The sequence below is a fragment of the Streptomyces sp. PR69 genome, from assembly GCF_026420845.1.
Classification (GTDB): domain Bacteria; phylum Actinomycetota; class Actinomycetes; order Streptomycetales; family Streptomycetaceae; genus Streptomyces.
In genome coordinates, this window is record NZ_JAOWCB010000006.1 from 235,763 (window position 1) to 256,035 (window position 20,273).

Below are 20,273 nucleotides of genomic sequence, written 5' to 3' on the forward strand. Positions count from 1 at the left end.
CCCAAGGACCGTCTCGCGGTGCTGCATGGCGGTGCCACCGCAAGACGAAAAAAGGCCCGCCCCCTCACTCCCAGAGGGGGCGGGCCCATTTCTGTGCCTCAAGCCGTCAGGCGAACACCAGCCACACCAGCCCATAGCTCAGCGCAGCCACCAACGCAGCCATCGGCATCGCGATACCGCATTCCCCCGGGGGATAACCCCCGGACCCCCAGCAACACCCGACCCCACGGCACACCGGTCAGGCGAACGCCAGCCACACCAGCCCATAGCTCAGCGCAGCGACCAGCGCCGCCATCGGCATCGTGATGAACCACCCCATCACGATGTTCTTCGCGACGCCCCACCGCACCGCGTTCACCCGCTTCGTCGCGCCGACGCCCATGATCGCCGAGGTGATGACATGCGTCGTGGAGATCGGCGCATGGAACATCAGCCCCGCGCCGAACATGATCGACGCACCGGTGGTCTCCGCCGCGAACCCCTGCGGCGGATCCAGCTCGATGATCTTGCGCCCGAGCGTCCGCATGATGCGCCAGCCGCCCGCGTAGGTGCCCAGGGACAGCATCACCGCGCTTGCGATCTTCACCCATAGCGGGATCGGGTCGCCGAAGTCCTCCACATCCGCGATGACCAGGGCCATCACCACGATGCCCATGGTCTTCTGGGCGTCCTGGAGGCCGTGGCCGAGTGCCATGCCCGCCGCGGAGACCGTCTGGGCGATCCGGAAGCCGCGCTTCGCCTTGTGCGGGTTGGCCTTGCGGAAGATCCACATGATCGCGGTCATCACCAGATAGCCGGCCAGCAGGCCCGCGATCGGCGAGACGAACATCGGGATGACGACCTTCTCGAGCACCCCGCTCCAGATCACCTCGGTGCCGCCCGCGAGCGCCGCGCCCACCATGCCGCCGAACAGCGCGTGCGAGGAGGACGACGGCAGCCCGAAGTACCAGGTGATCAGGTTCCAGGCGATCGCCCCGAGCAGCGCCGCGAAGAGGATGCCCATCCCCTTGTTGCTGGCCTCGGGCGTCTCGATCAGGCCCTCGCTGACGGTCTTGGCGACCCCGCTGCCCAGGAAGGCGCCCGCGAGGTTCATCACCGCCGCCATCACCAGCGCGGCTCGGGGCGTCAGCGCGCGGGTGGACACCGAGGTGGCGATGGCGTTCGCGGAGTCGTGAAAGCCGTTGGTATAGGTGAAGAAGAGCGCGACCCCAACGGTCACGATCAGGGCAAGGGTGTCCACTAAGCCTCAGGACTCCTTGACCGCGATGGTCTCCACCGTGTTCGCGACATGCTCGAACGCGTCCGCGGCCTCTTCCAGCACATCCACGATCTGCTTGAGCTTGAGGACCTCGATGGCGTCGTACTTGCCGTTGAAGAGGTGCGCCAGCAGCTTGCGGTGGATCTGGTCGGCCTGGTTCTCCAGACGGTTGACCTCGATCCAGTACTCAGTGAGGTTGTCCATCGTCCGCAGATGCGGCATGGCCTCCGCCGTCAGCTCCGCCGCCCGCGCCAGGACCTCGATCTGCTGCTCGACCCCCTTGGGCAGCTCCTCGATCTGGTACAGGACGACGAGGTCGACGGCCTCCTCCATGAAGTCCATGATGTCGTCGAGCGACGATGCGAGGGAGTAGATGTCCTCGCGGTCGAACGGCGTGATGAACGAGGAGTTGAGCTGGTGGAAGATCGCATGCGTGGCGTCGTCCCCGGCGTGCTCCGCTGCCCGCATCCGCTCCGCGATCTCGGCCCGGGCGGAGGCGTCCGCCCCGAGCATTTCCATCAGGAGCTTCGAGCCCGTGACGATGTTGTCCGCGGATGCGGCAAACATGTCGTAGAAGCTCGTCTCCCTGGGGGTCAGACGAAAACGCACGTGGGGTCCTCGGGGTGCTTTGGGGTGGGTCAGGCTGATGCTAGGCGCATCATCCGGCCACAGCTAACCGGCAAGTCCCCAGTGTCGCCCATCAGGCACAGTGATCAGCACGGGGGCCCGCCCCGTTCTCGTACGATTCGTTACGATATACCCACGAGGGGTATCGGATCCCTTTTCGGACAACGGGAGGACGCGATGACGACCACCGAGGCGGCCGGCCCCCCGGTCACCGAACCAGCCGACAGCCCCGCCCACGCCACAGCCCCCGCAGACCACGCCGAGCCCGCAGACCACGCGGTGCACGGGTACCACAAGCAGAAGAACGAGCACCTCAAGCGACTGCGCCGGATCGAGGGACAGGTCCGCGGTCTCCAGCGGATGGTCGAGGAAGACGTCTACTGCATCGACATACTCACGCAGGTGTCCGCGTCCACGAAGGCCCTGCAGTCCTTCGCACTCCAGCTTCTGGAGGAGCATCTGCGCCACTGTGTGGCGGACGCGGCGCTGAAGGGCGGAGACGAGATCGACGCGAAGGTCGAAGAGGCGACGAAGGCGATCGCCCGCCTGCTGCGCACCTGAAGCCGGGGCCTGCCGGGCCTGCCGGGGTCACTCCCGGGGGCCTGCCGGGGCGGTCAGTCCATGGCAGGGCACTTCGGCGCGTGTCACTCCAGGGCCGCCAGGAGCGCGGAACGCTCAGCCGCCACCTTCAGCACCTCGTCGATGCGGTCGGGGCTGAGCCGTTCCTCGTTCGCGGCCGACGCCGCGATCATCAGCTCCCCGCACAGCTCGATCTCGGCGAGGGCCACATGATCCTGGACGGTCGCGCTTGCCGTCGCGTTCGCTGTCATGGTCGCGGTCGCGCTGCTCGGGGCCACGTGCACTCACCTCTTCCTGCCGTGCGTTCCCACCATGCCTTCGTGCGGCCTGCGATGCTGCCTGCGTGCTCTGCCGACAGGTCGGCTTCCGCCGACGTGCCGGCCCCTGCCGGCGTGTCGGCTTCTGCTGACGTGCCAACTGCCGACTTCCCAGCGTAGGGAGCGATACACGCGCGGCGCATGACACGTCTGGACCATTTAAGCCCTGATCTTCCCCGAGTAAATGTCCTTTTTGTCTGGCAGTTGCACCGTGACCGGGGAGCCGAAGTCAAAGAGCAGGGTGGTGGAGGTGACATCCACCGTGCGCCCCTCGTTGACGAAGCTGAACCGATGGCGCACCTTGCGCAGCAGCCCCTTGTCGTCCACGTACGCGTCGAACGGGACCGCGTCATTGGCGAACCCTTTCGCCGCCGCGGCGAGCGAGGCGCGCGCATGCGGCTCCGCGGCCTTGGCGGCCTGCGCGATGTCCGCGGTGCCGCGGTAGTGCCGCACCGTCGCGCCGGACAGCGTCTCCTCGCCCACGTATGCGATGTCCCGCGCGCCGCGCAGCAGCTCGGCGGCCGCCAGCGGATCGGTCGCGCCGCCCGTGACGAGGTTGCCGTCCTCCAGGGTCGTGGTGTCGATCCGGACCCACTTGTCGGCGGGCACGCCCGCGCCGCGGTTCTTCATATACAGCGCACCGGGCGTCAGCAGTTCGGTGACGGGACGCCCTGCCTCCGCGCCGGTGGGGTCCTCGGGCAGCACCACCGTCAGCCGCCCCATCCGCCGTTTGAAGTCGTAGCCGCCCTCGCCTCGGATGGTGAGCCGGGTGCCTCCCGACGCCATCTCCATGGACGTACGGGCCAGGGCGCTGCCCGCCCCGGCGAGCTTGTCCGCGGCCTCGCGAACCTCGCCGGGGGAGCCGTCCCGCGGCCGGTCGCCGTCGCGTGTCGCGCCCTCGGCGACCGTGTCCGCACCGCCGGAGCAGCCGACGGCCACCGCCACGCCCAGCACGGCGGCCGCCACGACGGCGATCGTCCGGGTCGTGTCCGCCCCGCCCCTGTGCCTGTGCTGCTGCACTGCCATCGCCTGCCAACCCCCAACGCCCGGCCGTGGTCTGCCGACTTTGCCTGTACGAGACCCCTCCCGCCCGCTTAACGACGGCCCGGGGCAAGCCGTCACGCGGCGTCGACGGGGCAGGCGTCCACGCAGCGGGCGTCCACGCGGCGGTCGTCGACGCGGCAGGCGTTGCCGGGGCAGGCGTCGACGGGACGCGGCGGCCCCGCGCCCCGAGTACCGTTGGACCGTGCCTCAGCCAGCGCCCCGCACCGCCGCCCCGGCAACGCCGCCCGCACCGCTACACGACACGAGACACATCGCCAGAGACGACAGCAGAGCCGATGCCGGAGCCGACGCCAGCGGCGAGTCCGCCGCGCACTCCCCCTCGACCACGGAGAACGGCTCCTTCGCCCACGCCCACTGCTCCTGCGGATGGCGCGGCCCGGCCCGCCGCTCACGGGAACGGGCCCGAGCCGACGCGGCCTTGCATCTGCCGCAGCCGCCGACGCCCCAGGCGCCCACGACACCGCCGACAGCGCCGGCACCCGACTGACCCCCCGGAGGCCGCCGTGGACCGGCGTACGTTCCTCATCGCCGCGACGGCGGCCACCGCGACCGGCTGCACCGCGACCGGCGGCAGCACGGCCACGGCCACCGCCACGCCCGCCCGTACCCCCGCCCGTACCCCGTCGCCCACCGGCGGCGGCACCGGCTCACCGCCGCCCGCCGACTGGACCGCGCTTGCCCGCGGTCTGGACGGCGCGCTGGTCCGGCCCGGCGACGCCGAGTTCCCGACCGCCCGGCTCCTCTACAACACACGCTTCGACGGCCTGAAACCGGCGGCCGTGGCGTATGTGGCGGGGGAAGACGACGTCAAGGAGTGCCTGGCGTTCGCCCGCGCCCACGCCACCCCGGTCGCCATCCGCAACGGCGGGCACTCCTACGGCGGTTGGTCCTCCGGCGACGGCCGGCTGGTCATCGACGTCTCCTCGCTCGACGAAGTGACGGCGGACGGGGCCGTCGGAGCGGGCGCGAAGCTGATCGGCGTCTATGAGTCCCTCGCCGGGCACGGCCGCACCATCCCCGGCGGCTCCTGCCCGACCGTCGGCGTCTCCGGTCTCGCGCTCGGCGGCGGCCATGGCGTGGTCTCGCGGGCGTACGGGCTGACCTGCGACAGCCTCACGTCCGCCACGGTCGTCACCGCCGACGGACGGGTGCTGACGGCCGACGCGGACGAGAACAAGGACCTGTTCTGGGCGCTGCGCGGGGCGGGAGGCGGCAACTTCGGCGTGGTCACGCGCTTCCGCTTCCGTACGCACCCGGCCCCCGCCACCGTCGCCGCGTTTCTGACCTGGCCCTGGTCAAGGGCTCAGGCCGTGCTGGACGCCTGGCAGCGCTGGGGCCCCGACCAGCCGGACGAGATCTGGTCGGCGCTGCATCTGTCGGCGGGCGCGGGCGGGGTGACCCCCACGGTCTCGGTGAACATGCTCTCCCTCGGCGCGGAGAGCGAGCTGCGCAACGCGGTGGACCGCCTCGTCGGCCGGGTCGGCGCGCCCGCGGCCAACGCCGCCTTCCGGAACCGCAGCTTCCAGGACGCGATGCTGGCGAACGCCGGCTGCCTCGGGCTCACCGAGGACCAGTGCCGGCTCGCGGGAACCACGCCCGGCCGCAGTCCTGAAGGAACGCTTCAGCGCGAGACGTACTCCGCCGCCTCCGACTTCTTCGACCGCGACCTCGCCTCCGCCGGGCTGCGCACGCTGATCGCGCAGACGGAGGCGTTCACCCGGATCACAGTGGCGCAGGGCGGCGGCGCGGGCACCCTGCTGCTCACGGCGCTCGGCGGCGCGGTCAACCGGGTGGACCCGCTGGCCACGGCCTTCGTACACCGCCGCTCACGGGTGCTCGTCCAGTACATCGCCTCGTGGCGGGCGGGCACTTTGGGGACGGCCCAGCGGTCCTGGCTCCGCGACGCGCACGCCGCCATGCGGCCGTATGCGTCGGGGGCGGCGTACCAGAACTATCCCGACCCCTCGCTGAGGGACTGGCGGCAGGCGTACTACGGCCCGGCGCTCGACCGGCTCACCCGGCTCAAGCAGCAGTACGACCCCGACCGGCTGTTCGACTTCGCGCAGGCGCTGTAGCCGGGGCCGGGGGTCGAGGCCGGAGGGGGACGGGGGCGACGGGGGCCGCGTCCCCGCCCGTCAGGCCGCGAGGTCGTTCTCGCAGGCGCCGGGCCCGGGCCCGCCGGTGCGCGGCTCCGGAACCCCGAAGGAGTCCGCGCCGGCATCCGCGGCGGACCCCGCGGCGCGCTGCCCCCGGCCGCCGCCGGAGCCGGAACCGGAACCGGCCCGCCGGGACCGTACGAGCCGCCCAAACCGCCCGGACGCCGCGACCGCGGAGACGAACGGGGTGAGCAGCGCGAGCGCGAGCGGGGCGAGCAGCAGCGCGACGGCGGTGCCGAGGGCGAAGCCGCCGATGACGTCGGTGGGGTAGTGGACGCCCATGTAGACGCGGCAGAAGCCCTCGGCGAGTGCCAGCCCGATGCCCGCGAAGCCGAACTTCCGGTGCGCGAGGAAGAGTCCGGCCCCGATGGCCATGGCCAGGGTGGAGTGGTCGCTGACGAAGGAGTAGTCGGTCTTGCCGTCGATGAGGACGTCCAGGCCCTGGTGGTCGAGGAAGGGCCGCGGGCGTTCCACGAAGCCGCGGATCGGGATGTTGACGAGCAGCGCGACGCCCGCGGCGAGCGGCGTCCAGATCAGCCCGGCGACGGCGGAGACCGAGTCCTCAGGGGTGCCGCGCCGCCGCACGCTGAGCCAGCACCACAGCATGGTGAGCACCAGGGCGAGGAGGATTCCGTACTCCCCGACGAAGGTCATGGCGCGGTCGAACCACGAAGGCGTGTCCTCGGTCAGGCCGTTGATGTCAAAGAGCAGACCGACGTCCGGGTTGCCCCCGTCGACTGCGAGTCCAGCCATCCGCTGCGACATCTGCTGCGACCCTGCTTTCGCTTCCGTAACCCTGCCGTCTCTACGGAACGGCCGCTTCCTGCCGCGCGTTCCGCTCTCCACGGAATGATCACGATGACGTTATCCAAGAGAGACGGAAACGCGGCTCATGACTGCGAGTCGCCCGCGGAGGACGACGGCTGCTCCGGCGTCAGACCTGTCGGCAGATCCTTCGGGAGCGCCTTGGCGCCGTCCTCGGTGACTCGGGTGGCGCCAAAGTAGTCGGGAGTGTCGATCTTGTCGAAACGGATGACGGCTCCGGTGTACGGCGCGTTGATCATGTACCCGCCGCCCACATAGATCCCCACATGCCGGATGGCCCGCGAGTTCGTCAGATCGTCGGAGAAGAACACCAGATCGCCCGGGAGCAGCTCGTCCCGGCCGGGGTGCGGCCCGGCGTTGTACTGGTCGTTCGCCACCCGCGGCAGCTCGATGCCGACGGTGCGGTACGCGGCCTGGGTCAGCCCCGAGCAGTCGAACCGCCCGCCGTCCTCGGGCGTGCCCTCGCCGCCCCAGAGGTACTTGGCGCCGAGCTTCTGCTGGGCGAAGTAGATGGCCCCGGCCGCCTGCCGCGAGGGCTGGACCCGTCCGACAGGCCGGGCGAAGCTCTTCTCCAGGGTGCGGATGACCTTCACATAGTTCTGTGTCTCGCGGTACGGGGGCACGCCCTGGTACTTGATGACGGCGTACGCGCCCGCGTTGTAGGCGGCGAGCATATTGGACGTCGGGTCGCCCGGCACGTCCTTCACATACTCGGCCAGCTTGCAGTCGTACGAGGCGGCGGACGGAATGGCGTCGGCCGGGTCCCAGACGTCGCGGTCCCCGTCCTTGTCCCCGTCGATGCCGTGCACGGCCCAGGTGCCGGGGATGAACTGCGCGATGCCCTGGGCGGCGGCATGGCTCTGCGCGCGGGGGTTCCAGCCGCTCTCCTGGTAGAGCTGGGCGGCGAGCAGCGCGGGGTTGATGGCGGGGCACAGGTTCCCCCACGTCTGCACGAGCCCCTGGTACCGCGCGGGCACGGCCCCCTTGGCGAGCGCCACCGCACCGCTCTTGCCGGCTCCGCCGACGAGCCCGGCGGCCGCCGCGTACGTCCCGACGACGAGCAGCGCGACAAGACCCAGGCACAGCCCGACGCAGACGCCCCCCACTGCCCACGCCTTACGCACCGTCAGCCGCCCTTCGGTCACAGGGGTGTCCGCTCACGTCAGTCTAGGTCGGCAGCCGGTACGGCAGGAGGGGGCCGCGGCAGCGCGGTGGGGCCCGGAGGGGCGGTCAGGCGTACCGGGGCAGCAGTCCGGTGGCGAGGGCGAGCGAAAGGGGCTCGGGGACGGGGATGTCGTCGCCGTATCGCCCGTGGTGCGCCCCCTGGTACGAGCCGCCCTCGGGACGGTCGTACAGCGTCCAGGCCCCGCGCCGGGGATCGACGACGAGCAGGACCGGCACACCGGCCCCGGCGTACCGGGCGATCTGCCCCTCCTCCGCCGCCACGTCGACGGCGAGGGCCACGCTGTGCGCATCGGCGAGGGTGTCGTCACTCTCGCCCCAGGCCGCGGGCAGTACGGCGAGGTCGGCGGTCACCGCATCGCCCATGCCGCCGCCGCGCCCCCGGACGGACACGACCTCGTACGCGGCCAGCCCCTTGTGCGCGTCGGCGTCAATCTGCCGCCGCAGCACCCGCACCACTTCCGCGTGCTTGCCGCGCCTGGGCTGGTGCATGTCCGCTCCTTCCGCTCCTTCTGCCGGGCAAGGGCTCCAGCAGCGTAACGACGCCCGGGCCCGGTTCAGCCGCCCCGACACTCCGCCCAGAGCAGCTTTCCGCCGCCCTCCCCGAAGAGCCCGCCGTCCCCGAGGGGATACGCCCCGACCCGATCCGCGTACGCCTCGACGATCCGCAGCCCGCGCCCGCGTTCCTCGTGCGGGGCCGCACCGGGCGCGTGCGCCCCTTGGAAGGGCGGCGGGATGTCCGGATTCCCGTCCCACACGCTGACCCGGAGCCGGTCGGGCTCCATGGACCGCAGCCGGAGGGTATAAGGCCCGTCGGAGTGCAGATACGCGTTGACCACCATCTCCCCGGCAACGGCCTCCGCCGCCTCGGCCATCTGCCCGCCGCCCATGCCGTACGCGGCGAGCACGGTCCGCAGCGTCTGACGGGCGACGCCGGGGCCGCGGGGGTCGTGCGGGAGCTGGAGGGTGTAGGCCCAGGGCGGCGTTACGGTTGCCATCGGAAGTCTCCTTCGCGGAGCGGATGTTGGGAGCCCGGTGGCTCTGCCGCTGCGTTAGCGGTGCACTTCCGGGCGTCGTCCTGGTACAGACGCTACGGTGCTTCATGGAATACATTCCATGAAATCCATGGATTTGATTCCCAAGTACACCCATACGAGTGATCCGGACCGGGGAGCAGTTGATGAACCCGAGCACCATCCCAACGGCCCGGCGGCAACGGCTCGGAACCGAACTCCGCAGGCTCCGGGAACGCGCCGGGCTCACCGCCACACAGGCCGCGAAGCTGCTCGGCGGCAACCAGGCACGCATCAGCAACATCGAAGCCGGCCGGTACGGCGTGAGCGCCGACCGCGTACGGACCCTGGCGTGCCATTACGACTGCCCCGACCAGGCCCTCGTCGACGCCCTCGCCTCGATGACCGGTGAGCGCAGGCGGGGCTGGTGGGAGGCGTACCGCGACATCCTGTCTCCTGGGCTGCTGGACCTCGCCGAGCTTGAACACCATGGGCACGCCCTGCGCACGGCCCACACCTCGGGCCTCCCCGGATTGCTCCAGATCCGCGAACACGCGCTGGAGATCTTCCGCCAGGTGGTCCCGGAACTGACGCAGCCCGAGATCGAACACCGGCTTTCATTCCGCATGAAGCGCCAAGCAGTACTGCACAGGGACGCCCCACCCCCGTACCAGGCCATCGTTCACGAAGCCGCCCTGCGCATGAGGTTCGGCGGCCCTGACGTCGCCCGGCAGCAACTGCGTCATCTGCTCGCCATGGGCGAGCACGAGCACATCACCATCCAAGTGATCCCCTTCGAGGCCGGGGGCTACCCCGGTGCAGGCCAGCACATCTACTACGTGCACGGACCAGTGCCGCGGCTGGACACGGTCCAGCTCGACCAGTCCCACGGCATGACCCTGCTCGACGCCGAGGCCCAACTGGACAAGTACCGCCGAGTGCTGGAGCGGCTTGAGAACCTGGCGCTGACACCCTCCGCCTCCCGTGACTTCATCCACGCCATCATCAAGAACCTGTGAGGAGCCCCATGCTGTCCCCCAGCTGGCAGAAGTCGTCGTACTGCGGCGAAGGCGAGTCCTGCATACACGTAAGCCGCGACCCGGCCGACCGCACGGTCAGACTCACCGAGAGCGCCGACCCGGCCGGAGCCATACTCTCCGCCACCCGCCAGGGATTCACCGCGCTGCTCGGCGCAGTCAAGGAGAACCATGTCTGACGTGCCCCCCGGCCTCGACTGGATCCGCGCCGCCCCCGAGGGGGCCACCGGCCCGGGCCCCTGGATCGAGGTAGCGTACGGTGAGGACGACGCGGTCTATCTGCGGGAGACGAGCGATCCGGACACGGTCGTGACGACCACCCGGCGCAAGTGGGACGCCTTCGTACTGGGCGTGCGAGCTGGGGAGTTCGATCACTTTGTCGAGCCGTAGACTCATGGAGCGATAGGCCGCTTCCGGCCAAGCTGCGACCCCAGTCAAGTGGTCTGGACCAGATGCAACTACTCTGTGTCACACAGCCACGAAGGCTGAGGTCAGACACCCACCGGTGACCACGGCGGGGCAAGCAGCACAGGAGCACAAGTGAAGAACCTGGCGAACGCAGCCAGCACGAGCAACGCGCACACCACGGGGAAGAAGTCCTCGCGCCGCTCCGGCGACGCGGGCGGCACGGTAGCCACCCTGACGTTCATCGCCCTCCTGGCGATCGCCGCGGCGCTGCTGGGCTACATGGTGGCCATCCGCTAATCGTGCAGCAGTCCGGCCCGCCCGAGTCACCTGGGCGGGCCGGACTTCACCCATTCGGTAGACATCCGGGCCAGTGCCATACGAATATGCAGAGCATTGGGCAAAGCTCTGCATTATGCCGCACACCAACGAGAGGCCGGACAGCGTCTCCTGGTACGAGGACCTGCTGAACGAGGTCAAGGAGACCGTCGCCTGCCCCCATGCCCGCTCGCGAACCGAGACGTACTGGGAGATCGGCCGCTGCATCCTCCGCCACGAGAAGGAGGCCGACTGGCACACCAAGGTCGTGCACCGGCTCTCCGCCGACCTGAGGACGGCGTTCCCGCATCAGCGCGGCTTCTCCCGCCGCAACCTGCTCTATATGCAACAGATGGCCAGGAGCTGGCCGGAACCCATCACACAGCAGCCGGTGTCCCGGCTGCCCTGGGGCCACATCACGGTCCTGGTCACCCATCTGAAGGCCCGCTCCGAACTGGACTTCTACGCCTCGGCGGCGGACCGCCACGGCTGGTCCCGCGCCACGCTGCAGCGCTCGATCGCCCAGCGCCTGCACCTGTCACGCAGCCTCGCGGACACCCTCGCCACCAGCCTCGTCCACTTCCTCACCGAACTGGGCCTCGGCTTCGCCTTCGTCGGCCGGCGCCACCCGGTCACGATCAGAGGAGAGAAGTTCCACATCGACCTGCTCTTCTATCACCTCAGGCTGCGCCGCTACGTCGTCATCGAACTCAGAACGAAACCGCCCACCCGCCGCGACGACACCGGCAAGCTCGGCTTCTACCTCGAACTGGTCGACCACCTGATCCGCGACCCGGACCGCGACGACACAACCCTCGGCCTCCAGCTGAACACCTCCGACACCACCCCCACCTGCCGCATCGCCCTCCGGGGCCGAACCCACTCCCCCGCGGTCAACACCTACGCAGCCCTGCCCCCACGCGTCCGCACCCACATGCCCACCGAGCAGGACCTGCTCCGCCTCACCCAGTCCGTCCTCGACGAATACCCATGACGTCAGGCGATTCACTCCTACGCTTCCGGCGCTCCCGGCGCTCCCGGCAGGGCACACGATGTCAGGACAACTTTCATACTTCACTGAAAGGCCGAAAAAGGCTCACTGAAGCACGAGGGGTGGACAGGCTGTGTTCCCGCGAATACAGTGAGTTCAGTCCTGTGGGGGCAGGGAATAGGGGGGCGGGGTGACATAGACGGCGGCTGCGATGCCGCCTTATCCGCGATTCGGCGGGCTTCCTTTCTGCGGGGAGTTGCTCATAGAGCTGATGAGGCCGCGTGGTTTGGCCCCTTGCAATCCGCTGTCCCAGCATTCAGCGCCGCAAAGACTGCCGCCATCGGCACTGAATTCGACTCGTCCACGGCACACCTATACCGAAGGAGAGGCAATCATGCCTTTATCGGCAGCTGACCTCGCAAAGCTCGGGGACACGCCCATCACGATCCAGTCGACGTTCTTCCCGAACATCTACCTGCGCATGGACGGGACCGGGGTGACGTCCTTCACCGACCCCGGCGGCGGGACGGTCAACTGCCAGTACGGCACCGGCCCCTGGACAACGTACAAGGTCCGGCCACAGGCAGACGGGTCGTACGCTTTCGAGTCGGCGGCCTTCCCGAACGTGTTCCTGCGCATGGACGGCACCGGGGTCCCCGCCACCATGGCCGGCGGCGGGAAGGTCAACTGTCAATACGGCGCCCACCCCTACGAGAAGTACCACCTTCGCCCCCAGGCGGATGGTTCGTTCTCCTTCGAGTCGGCGGCCTTCCCGGGCATTTACCTGCGCATGGTGACCGACAGCGGGGTGACCACCGCCACCGGCCCCGGAGGAACGGTGAACTGCCAGGTCAACGCCGACGGCGGCGAGCACGAGAAGTTCTATCTCGACAGGGCCTGATGGCCGGGTCGCCCGGGAGAATCTCACACTCGGTTTCGCGCATGGTTCATCGCGAAAACGTACGTGACATGGGGTACCCCCCCGGAAACGCGAAAGTGCCTTCTCCGCAGGGAGGCGGAGAAGGCACTTTTCTGTCAGATCGGCCTTCAGCAGGCCAGGCCCGCCCCCTCGGAGGTTCGGTGAGTGCCGAAACATCCGGCCGATAGCGCTCCGACTCCGGTACGGGAGAGCCCCGCACCGGTGAACGTGGACGCGGCCCAATGCCGGAGACGGCCCTGAAGCGGCGACTCGCGAAACGAGGTCCGCTGGTGTTGCTGGGGCGGCACCTGCCGCTGCCGGGGCACCTGCGCTCCGACGGCGCCGAGATCGTGCCGACCGACCGCTGGCCGCCAGATCTGGCGGTACGGGGGGCGGATACTCTACGTCTCGGCGGCGGACCGCCACGGCTGGTCCCGCACCACGCTGCAGCGCTCGATCGCCCAGCGCCTGCACCTGTCACGCAGCCTCGCGGACACCCTCGCCACCAGCCTCGTCCACTTCCTCACCGAGCCGGGCGTCGGCTTCGCCTTTGGCTCTGTTCACGAGTTCCGACGGAAGATGCGCACGGCTTCGGGGACACGCCCCGCCCGGGACGTGGCCGATGTTCACGAGAGGGGAGGCACCTCGTGGACCCTCCCGCCGACCGGGGGAGGCAGGCGCCGGCCGGGCCGCGCGCTGACGTCAGCGCACCCCCGTAGGGTGGTCTGATGTTCGATCGCTTGGAGATCAGGGTGTTGCCGCCGGGTCCCCGGTTCGCTGCCCAAGTGCGGCTCTGGGTCAACGGCAAGGACGTGGTCGAAGAGGCGGTCGGCGAAGGCGGCCGCGGACCGTACGCAGCCCTGCCCCCACGCGTCCGCACCCACATGCCCACCGAAGCGGACCTGCTCCGCCTCACCCAGTCCGTCCTCGACGAATACCCATGAGCGATTCTCCCGTCGCAGCGTCGCGTACCACCCGTGTCGGCCCCAACCCGCTCATTGATCGCAGTCCACGAAGTCGATGGCTTACAGTGACCGAATCAGGAAGAATGCTCATGTGCTGATGCCCAACGATGAACCACAGATCCTCGCCGCTGTCCGCCGCTACGTGATGCCCGAGCGCCGTTATATGAAGCTGCACGGCTGGAACATCGCACACATGGGCGAAGAAAAGCGAGACGAGTTCGGACGGTCACTCGCTAAAGCGGCATCCAGAGCTGCAGACCACGAAATAATCGCCCTTCTCAAATCTGATTGGCGAGCCAGTCTCGCTGCCGCCTGGCTCATCGCCATCGACATGCGCACCGGATTTCGGGATATTATCAGCAACTTGCTGCTCCAGCAGGAAGGAAGCAACCAGCTCAAAGGGTACTGTTTCGCTTTGACTCGCTTCGGCAGTCCGGCAGACGCTGAAGCCATAAGCTCTTACCTTGACAAATCCCTCCGGTTGCAAACTCGCAATCATGCAGAAACATGGGCTTTGGGCGGACTTCTCTACCTGGACGCTCAACTAGAAAGCAGTTACGCCGACCGCTTCCTGGCCACGAATGCGTGGCCATCCTGGTCATCCCAAGAACCTGACGAGTACAGACTCATTCAAACCCTGTGCAACTTCGCAAACACCTACGGGAGCCGGAGCGAGCAGCCGGGGAACAATCAAGATATCAGGGACAGGTTCGATGCATGGAAACCGCATCACCTTCCGACCCCATGGCTTGTAGTGCAGGGCGAATCCGAAAGGCGTCGCATCGATGCAACGCTCGGTGCTCACCTCGCCAGCATCAGCAACGACTCGCTCTTGGAGCCACTTTCTATCGCGAAATGCCGAGAGTGCCACGCCGTGCTATTCAACACTGCACCAAAACATGGCGATTGGATCATCATGCCGCCTAGCAGCCACGCTAATGACAAGGCAGAGCATTCTGTGATTTCAGCCATCGAGGAACTGAAAACGCGTCTCGAACATCACTCGCATTAGCCCGGCCTACGCCACGGGCCCCCACCAATACTTATCTCCGCCCCCTCAATGATCCCCTCAAGGGTGACTTCAAATTCCTCATAGGGGTACGAAACGCCAGGGACTCGCGAATATCCTGGCCCGTCCGCGTTGGGTATCCTGAGAACGACACCTGGACCATTTCCATACGTGCTGGCTTCCCGTGCGACGTCGTCAAGGTCAGTCGTCCACGACGTGAAGGTACTCCACGTCCCCTCATCGCCACCCACGTGCCGCTGGACGTCCGAATGTCCGCCATGCGGCACAGCCCGCCCCTCCAAGGCGTCCTGATACATCCGCTGCCAATGGTCGGGGGCGGAACCGTCGGCGAAACTCACACCTCGATAGATGTAGGGAGCTTCGTTGGGGTCCCAACTCCCGCCATTGGGACACGGCGAAAGGCCAAGTGGGTCCGCCCACATGTGGGGGTTGGTGACATATATGCCTGGGTTCGGGGCCGGGGTGAGGCCCAGGGGGTCCGGGGTGAGGTAGCGGGCTGTTTCGGGGTCGTAGTGGCGGAAGTAGTTGTAGTGGAGGCCCGTTTCGGGGTCGAAGTACTGGCCCGGGAAGCGCAGCGGCGTGTGGGCCGTGGCGTCGGCGTTCCAGGCCGTGGTGCCCCAGAGCGTGCTGCGGGTGCGCCAGGCGATCGTGCCCGCTTCGTCGATCAGTTCGGTCGGGGCGCCGACCAGATCCGTGACGATCGCGAAGAAGCGCCGGTCGATCTCCTCCTGCGGGGCAGCCGCCGCGGTGATGCGTTCCGTCTGGGCGATGGGGCGCAGGCCGTCGTAGTCCCAGGTCAGTGTGACCGGGTTGGGCAGCGCGGCTGAGGTGGTGGTCTCCTCGCACAGGGTGGTGCCGTCCCAGACGAAGGCGACCTGCTCCAGGATCGTTTCGCCGTCGGCGGCCAGGCGCTGCTTGGCGATGCGGCGGCCCAGCGGGTCGTAGCGGTAGCGCCAGCGCGCCCCGTCCGGGGTGGTGACGGCGGTCAGGCGGTCCTCGGCGTCCCACTCGTACCGCCAGGTGTCCGGCTTGCGCGAGAGGCGGGTCTTCTGGCGCAGGGTGATGCGGCCGAGGGCGTCGTGTTCGTAGCGGACGTTTCCGGCGCGGGTGATGCGGGTGCCGGAGTAGGACCGGGGGCCGGTGGCCTCCTGGCCGGGGTGGGCGGCGGGCCAGGCCGCCCCGGTCTGGTTGCCCGCCTCGTCGTACGCGTACGTCTCGGTCCAGCCGTCCGCGTGGACGGCGGTGACCCGCCCGGCCGGGTCGAGATCGAAGTGGCGGCTGCCGCCCAGCAGGTCGTCGATGCCGACGAGATGCCCGTCGGCCTGGTAGGCGTAGCTGCGCCGCTGGAGCGTGCGGCCGCGGCCGGTCACGGTCTGGCCGGTCAGCCGGCCCAGCTCGTCGAAGGTGCTGGCGAGCGTGACGGTCTCGCCGACGCTGCGCGCCACCTCCCGGCCCGCCGCGTCCCGTTCGAAGGACAGCTCGTGTCCGGAGGATGTGAGGGAGGTACGGCGGCCGGCGGCGTCGTACGTCCAGCTGCTCACCGCGCCGGAGGGCGTCGTCCGCGACGTGCGGCGGCCCAGCTCGTCGTGACCGTAGGAGACCGTACGGCCGTTCACCGTCTCGGACTTCAGACGGCCGTACCGGTCGCGGACGTAGACAATCGTCGTGACCGCGCCGTCGGCGTCGTACCCGTACCGCTATTCCATCCCCGGGCGCTCCGGAGCGGTCACTGCATCGGCAGGTCTGTCACAGCTGCGCGCTGCTGAAGCAGGAGCCTCTCAGTCGAGCCAAGCGAGGGGGTCCTCGCTTGGACCCGACGCTTTGAGTGTCGTGAAGGACACTGGAAGGCCGAGCGAGGCCAATTTGGCCACCGCCGCCGAAGACACAGGCAGAACCTGACGCGGTTCGACGAAGCCTGCGATGGCTACCTGGACTGAATAACCGGCATCTCGGATTTTTTTGACTGCGGTCAGGCGCGGCGAGATGCGGGCAACAAGAGAGCCAATTTGGGAATCCAGACTCTCGGCGAAGCTCTCATCCAGGGTGTAGGACCACCAGTTCACACCCGAATGAATGAAGGCCTCTTCGAGATCAGCGCCTTGCGCACCGCCCTTCAGCGCCTCGCTGACAAATTTCGGATCCAAGCCTTGTTTCGTAACGGCTAGCGATGTGTTGAGCGAAGTCCAGAGATCCATCGACGTGTCCACTCTCTATTGATATACGGTAACGCAGCTAGCGGTCACTCAAGCTGGGCTGCATTACTAGCGGGATTCCCAACCGAGAAATCCTCATCATGTTCGATGCAGAAATAAGAAGTTGCGAATCGTGATCGGCGTACCCTCTGATGACAAGGGCGACGGCGAAGCCTTCATCTTGCAATTCCGACAACTTTGACGAAACCCGCTCTGCGGCCTTGAGGATTTCGTCCAGCTGCTCAGAGAAAACTCTCGTCGTGCGATCATCGCACTCAAGTAGCCAGTACGCTCCGATCTCGGATTTGATGCTCTGGATGCCAGCGTCTGGCCGCCAGACACCCGTCGGCGTCAACCCTAGCCGCTGCGTTACGACCTCAGGGTCAACGTCTCCTGTCTCCACTTCGATGGATACTGTTGTCAGTGTCCACGACTCGCCAAGCCGATCCTTATCCGCCACCACTACCTACCTCCGACTTTCCACAACTCATCTTACCGCCTAACATACTCTCGACATGCCGCCCAGTGAACGTTCCCCATATCTTCCTTCAAAAGGTCACTCAGCAACGTTCGACGGGCCACCGTGATTGAGTTCTCGTACACGGTAAACCCTCCCGGCCCCACGGCTTCGGGAGGTCCTAGCGTGTAATTGGGCACCTTTTGCCCGGGGTGGAATGTTTCCACGGCGCCGCCGGGGTAGGACCCTCCCTCCACAGCAACACCGTTCAGGCCAGGAATCCTCTCACCGTCCGGCACATAGAAGGAGATACTCGTTCCGCCAGGAACAGTTACTTCGCCGTCATTCGGCCTAAGGAATCCATGGCCCGCGAAAACCGTTTCACCGTCGGGGCGTCCACCTTCAAGTACTCGAGTCGCGTAGTACCGTCCGTCATCATCTGGCCACTTAGCCGAGCTGATCTTCGGATTGCTTTCCATTACTGCGCGCTTGACTTCCTCAAATGAGGGCATCTCGCCCCCTGACCCCCTGCTCGTCAGACTGTCGAGTGGGCCGCGGGCAACCGATTCAGCGCCTTCCTTGAGGCCGTTGCGGGCGCCTGCGCGGGCGAGGGTTCTGATGCTGCCCGCGCCCTTGGTGCCGATGAGTTCCGGGACGAGACGCCCGAGGAACTCGCTCGGGTCTCCCTTGGCTGCCTCCCACGCGTTCTTCAGCGCCCGGTCCGGGTTGGCGGCCGTCGAGGCGAGGCCCGCCAGGGTCATGTTGACGCTCTTGTAGTACTCCGCCGGGTGGGTCAGGTTGTACGGGTCGACCGGGTTGACGCTGCGGACGAAGTTGAGGATGCCTGCGGTGCCCTTCACGATGCCGCCGCCGAAGTGGATCATCTCCACGCCCTGCGCGACGCCGTAGTCCGCCAGGTCGAACTTGGCGCGCTCCAGGCCCGTCGGCTCCTTCGGCGCGTGCGCCATGGCCGCCGTGACGGCCGACTTGGCCGTGTCGCCGGCCTCGTTGCGCTGGCGGCGGGCTTCCTTGAGGATCTCGTGGGCGCGTTCGCGCTGCGCCGCGCCCGGGTCGGTGAAGGGCGCGGGCTTGGGCAGCGGATCGGGGCCGTTGCGGGCGGCGTTGTACGCGTCGACCTTCTCGTTGTACGCGTCGACCGCGGTCTTGGACGCCTCCTGGCCCTTCTTATAGAGGGCGATCGCCTCCTTTGCCTGGCCCTGCGCCCAGCGCACGGTGGAGACGTACGAGTCGAGGGCCTTGGCCGCGTCGTCGAAGGCGTCCGCGGCCCGCATCCACTCGCCGGGGTGCGTGGCGAACTTCTCCCGGAACGCGTCGGCCGCCTCCCCCTTCCAGTGGCTGGAGTCCAGGCCCTTCATGCCGCGGCCAACGCTGTTGAAGGCGTCGCGGAAGTCCCGCAGGTTCCGCACGGCCGCGGTGATCTTCGAGGGATTGCCGTGGATCAGCTCGTCCGCGTCCTCGGTCTCGCCGAGCTGCTGTTCTCCCACGTGGGCGCCGAGCGAGGAGGCCGTACGGTCGCCCCAGTCCTCGACCTTGTCCGCGATGTCTTCCGCGCCGATGTACTCCAGGCCGTCACCGATCTTGTCAGTGGCGGCGTCGATGCCCTGGCCGAGCTTCTCCTTGCCCCAGTCGACGCCGTCCCGGACCTTGTCGTATCCGGCGCCGACGAGATTGCCGAGCTTGTCGAGGCCGCCCATCAGCGTCCGTCCCAGCCCGGCTCCTCGGCCCGCCGCACCGCCTCGTCGGACGGGTCGAGCATCTCCTTCAGCTCCCCGTCGAGCGCCTCACGCAGCTTCGGGTCGAGCGCGCCCGAGGTCTCCATGGAGTCCAGCAGCGAGTCCTCGACGTCGTACGCCGTGTCCTTCCAGGTCTGCTTCACCTCGGCATGCGCCTGCTGGAACGATTCGGCGCTCCAGTCGGCGTCGTCGAGCACGCTCTGGGTGCTGATCTCCTGCCAGGACTTGGCCTTGACCTCCTCCTCCGACAGATGAGGGTTGCCGTTCAGGGAGTTCGCGGCGATCTTGAAGGTCCCCTTGATGTACTGCTCCTGCTCATGGATCGCGCCCGCCGACAGCCCGACCGCGCTCGCGAACCCCGCGCCCCGCTGCATCAGCGCCCGCACACCCCACTCCCAGCGCTCGCAGAACGTCTCGAACTCCCCCGTCAGGCCCGCATGGCCCAGCTCAAGACCGCTGAGCGCCAGATCCGAGAAGCCCCGGCCGGCCGACGCCTCCCCGATCATGCCGAGGTCCTTGAGCTCCGCGTAGGCGCTGTTGATGCCCTTGGCGATCTGCTCCAGCGCGCCCGGGGGCGCGGCCAGATCCGGATCGTTCCCGCTCACCGCTGCTCTCCCCCGAAGTCGACCGCCGCGGCGTCCGGGACCACCCCGGCGACCGGCGGGAACAACATTCCTTCTTCGCTGCCCGCGTCCAGCGCCACACCCGCCGGGACCCCCAGCATCGGCACCATCACATCGAGCAGCCGTGCGCCCAGCACGGTGCGGTACTCCCACTCGCGGCCGGGGTCGCCTTGCGCATACGCGAACCGGGCAAGCGCCGCCTCGTCGGAGAAGGCGCAGATCCAGCGCACGCCGCCCTGTTCGGCCGACCAGAGGCTGCCGTGTGCGTCGAGCGGCACCAGTACGGCCGTACGACGGAACTCCCCCAGCAGGGCGGCGAACTCACGGCGGCGCGCCTCGGCCTCGTCCGCCGCCTCCGCCTCGATGTTCGCGACGGTCGGCTGGACAGGGGACGGTGGCGGTGGCGGTGGCGGCGTCTTCGACGGCTCACCGGCCAAGTCCGCGAGCCGCAGTGGACGTTCCGGCCGGTCCGGTATGCCGCCTTGGGCCCCACCGCGGTCCCCGTTCTCACTCATGACACATATCGTCACATGAACGGGTTGTCTTCCTGCCGGAATTCA

General features: G+C 68.2%; 23 protein-coding genes and 1 pseudogene. 10 read left to right on the forward strand and 14 right to left on the reverse strand.

All coding sequences use genetic code 11. The features are described 5' to 3' along the window. Nucleotides 1-238 precede the first annotated feature (238 nt). Together OF819_RS08545 and OF819_RS08550 are read right to left on the reverse strand one after the other, a co-directional pair. The gene (locus OF819_RS08545; protein WP_267242780.1) at nt 239-1,240 is read right to left on the reverse strand and encodes an inorganic phosphate transporter; all 1,002 of its coding nucleotides are present in this window, start codon (nt 1,238-1,240) and stop codon (nt 239-241) included. A gap of 6 nt (nt 1,241-1,246) precedes the next feature. Then, nucleotides 1,247-1,867 carry a DUF47 domain-containing protein gene (locus OF819_RS08550; protein WP_267242781.1) on the reverse strand — a complete coding sequence of 207 codons (621 nt, stop codon included), beginning with the start codon at nt 1,865-1,867 and terminating at the stop codon, nt 1,247-1,249. A 195-nt stretch (nt 1,868-2,062) separates the two neighbouring features. Here OF819_RS08550 and OF819_RS08555 point away from each other — a divergent pair, with 195 nt between their 5' ends. Continuing rightward, entirely contained in the window at nt 2,063-2,446 is a 384-nt protein-coding gene (locus OF819_RS08555; RefSeq protein WP_267242782.1) for a metal-sensitive transcriptional regulator, read from the forward strand. Nucleotides 2,447-2,529: 83 nt separating this feature from the next. Here the strand turns inward: OF819_RS08555 and OF819_RS08560 are convergent, their stop codons facing one another. Both OF819_RS08560 and OF819_RS08565 read right to left on the reverse strand, forming a co-directional pair. Then, nucleotides 2,530-2,715 (reverse strand): hypothetical protein, encoded by a 186-nt coding sequence (locus OF819_RS08560; protein WP_267242828.1) that lies wholly within the window; start codon nt 2,713-2,715, stop codon nt 2,530-2,532. A gap of 225 nt (nt 2,716-2,940) precedes the next feature. Further along, nucleotides 2,941-3,807, reverse strand: a complete 867-nt coding sequence (locus OF819_RS08565) for a hypothetical protein (protein ID WP_267242783.1) — start codon at nt 3,805-3,807, stop codon at nt 2,941-2,943. A gap of 542 nt (nt 3,808-4,349) precedes the next feature. Here OF819_RS08565 and OF819_RS08575 point away from each other — a divergent pair. After that, nucleotides 4,350-5,921: an FAD-binding oxidoreductase gene (locus OF819_RS08575; protein ID WP_267242784.1), complete on the forward strand. Its 1,572-nt coding sequence runs from the start codon at nt 4,350-4,352 to the stop codon at nt 5,919-5,921. A gap of 60 nt (nt 5,922-5,981) precedes the next feature. Here OF819_RS08575 and OF819_RS08580 read toward each other — a convergent pair whose 3' ends face one another. The 4 genes from OF819_RS08580 to OF819_RS08595 form a co-directional block, all read right to left on the reverse strand. Further along, nucleotides 5,982-6,755: a phosphatase PAP2 family protein gene (locus tag OF819_RS08580; RefSeq protein WP_267242785.1), complete on the reverse strand. Its 774-nt coding sequence runs from the start codon at nt 6,753-6,755 to the stop codon at nt 5,982-5,984. Between the two features lie 137 nt (nt 6,756-6,892). Beyond that, a complete protein-coding gene (locus OF819_RS08585) occupies nt 6,893-7,951 on the reverse strand; it encodes an NlpC/P60 family protein (RefSeq protein ID WP_323748909.1) in 1,059 nt (352 codons plus the stop codon). A 106-nt stretch (nt 7,952-8,057) separates the two neighbouring features. Then, nucleotides 8,058-8,501 (reverse strand): Uma2 family endonuclease, encoded by a 444-nt coding sequence (locus OF819_RS08590; protein WP_267242787.1) that lies wholly within the window; start codon nt 8,499-8,501, stop codon nt 8,058-8,060. A gap of 65 nt (nt 8,502-8,566) precedes the next feature. Beyond that, nucleotides 8,567-9,007: an ATP-binding protein gene (locus OF819_RS08595; protein WP_267242788.1), complete on the reverse strand. Its 441-nt coding sequence runs from the start codon at nt 9,005-9,007 to the stop codon at nt 8,567-8,569. Nucleotides 9,008-9,189: 182 nt separating this feature from the next. Here OF819_RS08595 and OF819_RS08600 point away from each other — a divergent pair, with 182 nt between their 5' ends. The 8 genes from OF819_RS08600 (at nt 9,190) to OF819_RS08635 (ending at nt 14,669) form a co-directional block, all read left to right on the forward strand. Next, nucleotides 9,190-10,041, forward strand: a complete 852-nt coding sequence (locus OF819_RS08600; RefSeq protein ID WP_267242789.1) for a helix-turn-helix domain-containing protein — start codon at nt 9,190-9,192, stop codon at nt 10,039-10,041. A gap of 8 nt (nt 10,042-10,049) precedes the next feature. Beyond that, complete coding sequence (locus OF819_RS08605; RefSeq protein ID WP_267242790.1) at nt 10,050-10,238, forward strand: DUF397 domain-containing protein; 189 nt, start codon at nt 10,050-10,052, stop codon at nt 10,236-10,238. Then, nucleotides 10,231-10,449 carry a DUF397 domain-containing protein gene (locus tag OF819_RS08610; RefSeq protein ID WP_267242791.1) on the forward strand — a complete coding sequence of 73 codons (219 nt, stop codon included), beginning with the start codon at nt 10,231-10,233 and terminating at the stop codon, nt 10,447-10,449. The genes OF819_RS08605 and OF819_RS08610 overlap by 8 nt, the downstream gene beginning before the upstream one ends. Before the next feature lie 150 nt (nt 10,450-10,599). After that, nucleotides 10,600-10,764, forward strand: coding sequence for a hypothetical protein (locus OF819_RS08615; RefSeq protein WP_267242792.1), 165 nt, complete (start codon nt 10,600-10,602; stop codon nt 10,762-10,764). A 115-nt stretch (nt 10,765-10,879) separates the two neighbouring features. Continuing rightward, on the forward strand, nt 10,880-11,776 hold the full coding sequence (locus tag OF819_RS08620) for a PDDEXK nuclease domain-containing protein (protein ID WP_267242793.1): 897 nt from the start codon (nt 10,880-10,882) through the stop codon (nt 11,774-11,776). A gap of 391 nt (nt 11,777-12,167) precedes the next feature. Continuing rightward, nucleotides 12,168-12,674, forward strand: a complete 507-nt coding sequence (locus OF819_RS08625; protein WP_267242794.1) for a fascin domain-containing protein — start codon at nt 12,168-12,170, stop codon at nt 12,672-12,674. Between the two features lie 746 nt (nt 12,675-13,420). Continuing rightward, nucleotides 13,421-13,636 (forward strand): hypothetical protein, encoded by a 216-nt coding sequence (locus OF819_RS08630; protein WP_267242795.1) that lies wholly within the window; start codon nt 13,421-13,423, stop codon nt 13,634-13,636. A gap of 118 nt (nt 13,637-13,754) precedes the next feature. Then, nucleotides 13,755-14,669, forward strand: a complete 915-nt coding sequence (locus OF819_RS08635) for a DUF6000 family protein (protein ID WP_267242830.1) — start codon at nt 13,755-13,757, stop codon at nt 14,667-14,669. Between the two features lie 403 nt (nt 14,670-15,072). On the opposite strand, the pseudogene OF819_RS08640 reads toward OF819_RS08635, so the two are convergent. From OF819_RS08640 to OF819_RS08665, 6 genes and pseudogenes are all read right to left on the reverse strand, one after another. Beyond that, a pseudogene (locus tag OF819_RS08640) lies at nt 15,073-16,372 on the reverse strand (RHS repeat-associated core domain-containing protein); the annotation flags it as partial. Nucleotides 16,373-16,465: 93 nt separating this feature from the next. After that, nucleotides 16,466-16,894, reverse strand: a complete 429-nt coding sequence (locus tag OF819_RS08645; protein WP_267242796.1) for a hypothetical protein — start codon at nt 16,892-16,894, stop codon at nt 16,466-16,468. A 25-nt stretch (nt 16,895-16,919) separates the two neighbouring features. After that, entirely contained in the window at nt 16,920-17,339 is a 420-nt protein-coding gene (locus OF819_RS08650; RefSeq protein WP_267242797.1) for a DUF4279 domain-containing protein, read from the reverse strand. Between the two features lie 32 nt (nt 17,340-17,371). Continuing rightward, entirely contained in the window at nt 17,372-19,051 is a 1,680-nt protein-coding gene (locus tag OF819_RS08655) for a WXG100 family type VII secretion target (protein WP_323748907.1), read from the reverse strand. Continuing rightward, the gene (locus OF819_RS08660) at nt 19,051-19,695 is read right to left on the reverse strand and encodes a hypothetical protein (protein ID WP_267242798.1); all 645 of its coding nucleotides are present in this window, start codon (nt 19,693-19,695) and stop codon (nt 19,051-19,053) included. The genes OF819_RS08655 and OF819_RS08660 overlap by 1 nt, the downstream gene beginning before the upstream one ends. Continuing rightward, nucleotides 19,692-20,228: an SseB family protein gene (locus tag OF819_RS08665; protein WP_267242799.1), complete on the reverse strand. Its 537-nt coding sequence runs from the start codon at nt 20,226-20,228 to the stop codon at nt 19,692-19,694. The genes OF819_RS08660 and OF819_RS08665 overlap by 4 nt, the downstream gene beginning before the upstream one ends. Nucleotides 20,229-20,273: the final 45 nt, after the last annotated feature.

Coding starts and splice junctions, on each gene's coding strand:
- OF819_RS08555 (WP_267242782.1), top strand. CDS start 2,063: ATGACGACCACCGAGGCGGCCGGCCCCCCGGTCACCGAACCAGCCGAC.
- OF819_RS08560 (WP_267242828.1), bottom strand. CDS start 2,715: ATGACAGCGAACGCGACGGCAAGCGCGACCGTCCAGGATCATGTGGCC.
- OF819_RS08565 (WP_267242783.1), bottom strand. CDS start 3,807: ATGGCAGTGCAGCAGCACAGGCACAGGGGCGGGGCGGACACGACCCGG.
- OF819_RS08580 (WP_267242785.1), bottom strand. CDS start 6,755: ATGGCTGGACTCGCAGTCGACGGGGGCAACCCGGACGTCGGTCTGCTC.
- OF819_RS08590 (WP_267242787.1), bottom strand. CDS start 8,501: ATGCACCAGCCCAGGCGCGGCAAGCACGCGGAAGTGGTGCGGGTGCTG.
- OF819_RS08595 (WP_267242788.1), bottom strand. CDS start 9,007: ATGGCAACCGTAACGCCGCCCTGGGCCTACACCCTCCAGCTCCCGCAC.
- OF819_RS08600 (WP_267242789.1), top strand. CDS start 9,190: ATGAACCCGAGCACCATCCCAACGGCCCGGCGGCAACGGCTCGGAACC.
- OF819_RS08605 (WP_267242790.1), top strand. CDS start 10,050: ATGCTGTCCCCCAGCTGGCAGAAGTCGTCGTACTGCGGCGAAGGCGAG.
- OF819_RS08610 (WP_267242791.1), top strand. CDS start 10,231: ATGTCTGACGTGCCCCCCGGCCTCGACTGGATCCGCGCCGCCCCCGAG.
- OF819_RS08620 (WP_267242793.1), top strand. CDS start 10,880: ATGCCGCACACCAACGAGAGGCCGGACAGCGTCTCCTGGTACGAGGAC.
- OF819_RS08625 (WP_267242794.1), top strand. CDS start 12,168: ATGCCTTTATCGGCAGCTGACCTCGCAAAGCTCGGGGACACGCCCATC.
- OF819_RS08630 (WP_267242795.1), top strand. CDS start 13,421: ATGTTCGATCGCTTGGAGATCAGGGTGTTGCCGCCGGGTCCCCGGTTC.
- OF819_RS08635 (WP_267242830.1), top strand. CDS start 13,755: ATGCCCAACGATGAACCACAGATCCTCGCCGCTGTCCGCCGCTACGTG.
- OF819_RS08655 (WP_323748907.1), bottom strand. CDS start 19,051: ATGGGCGGCCTCGACAAGCTCGGCAATCTCGTCGGCGCCGGATACGAC.
- OF819_RS08665 (WP_267242799.1), bottom strand. CDS start 20,228: ATGAGTGAGAACGGGGACCGCGGTGGGGCCCAAGGCGGCATACCGGAC.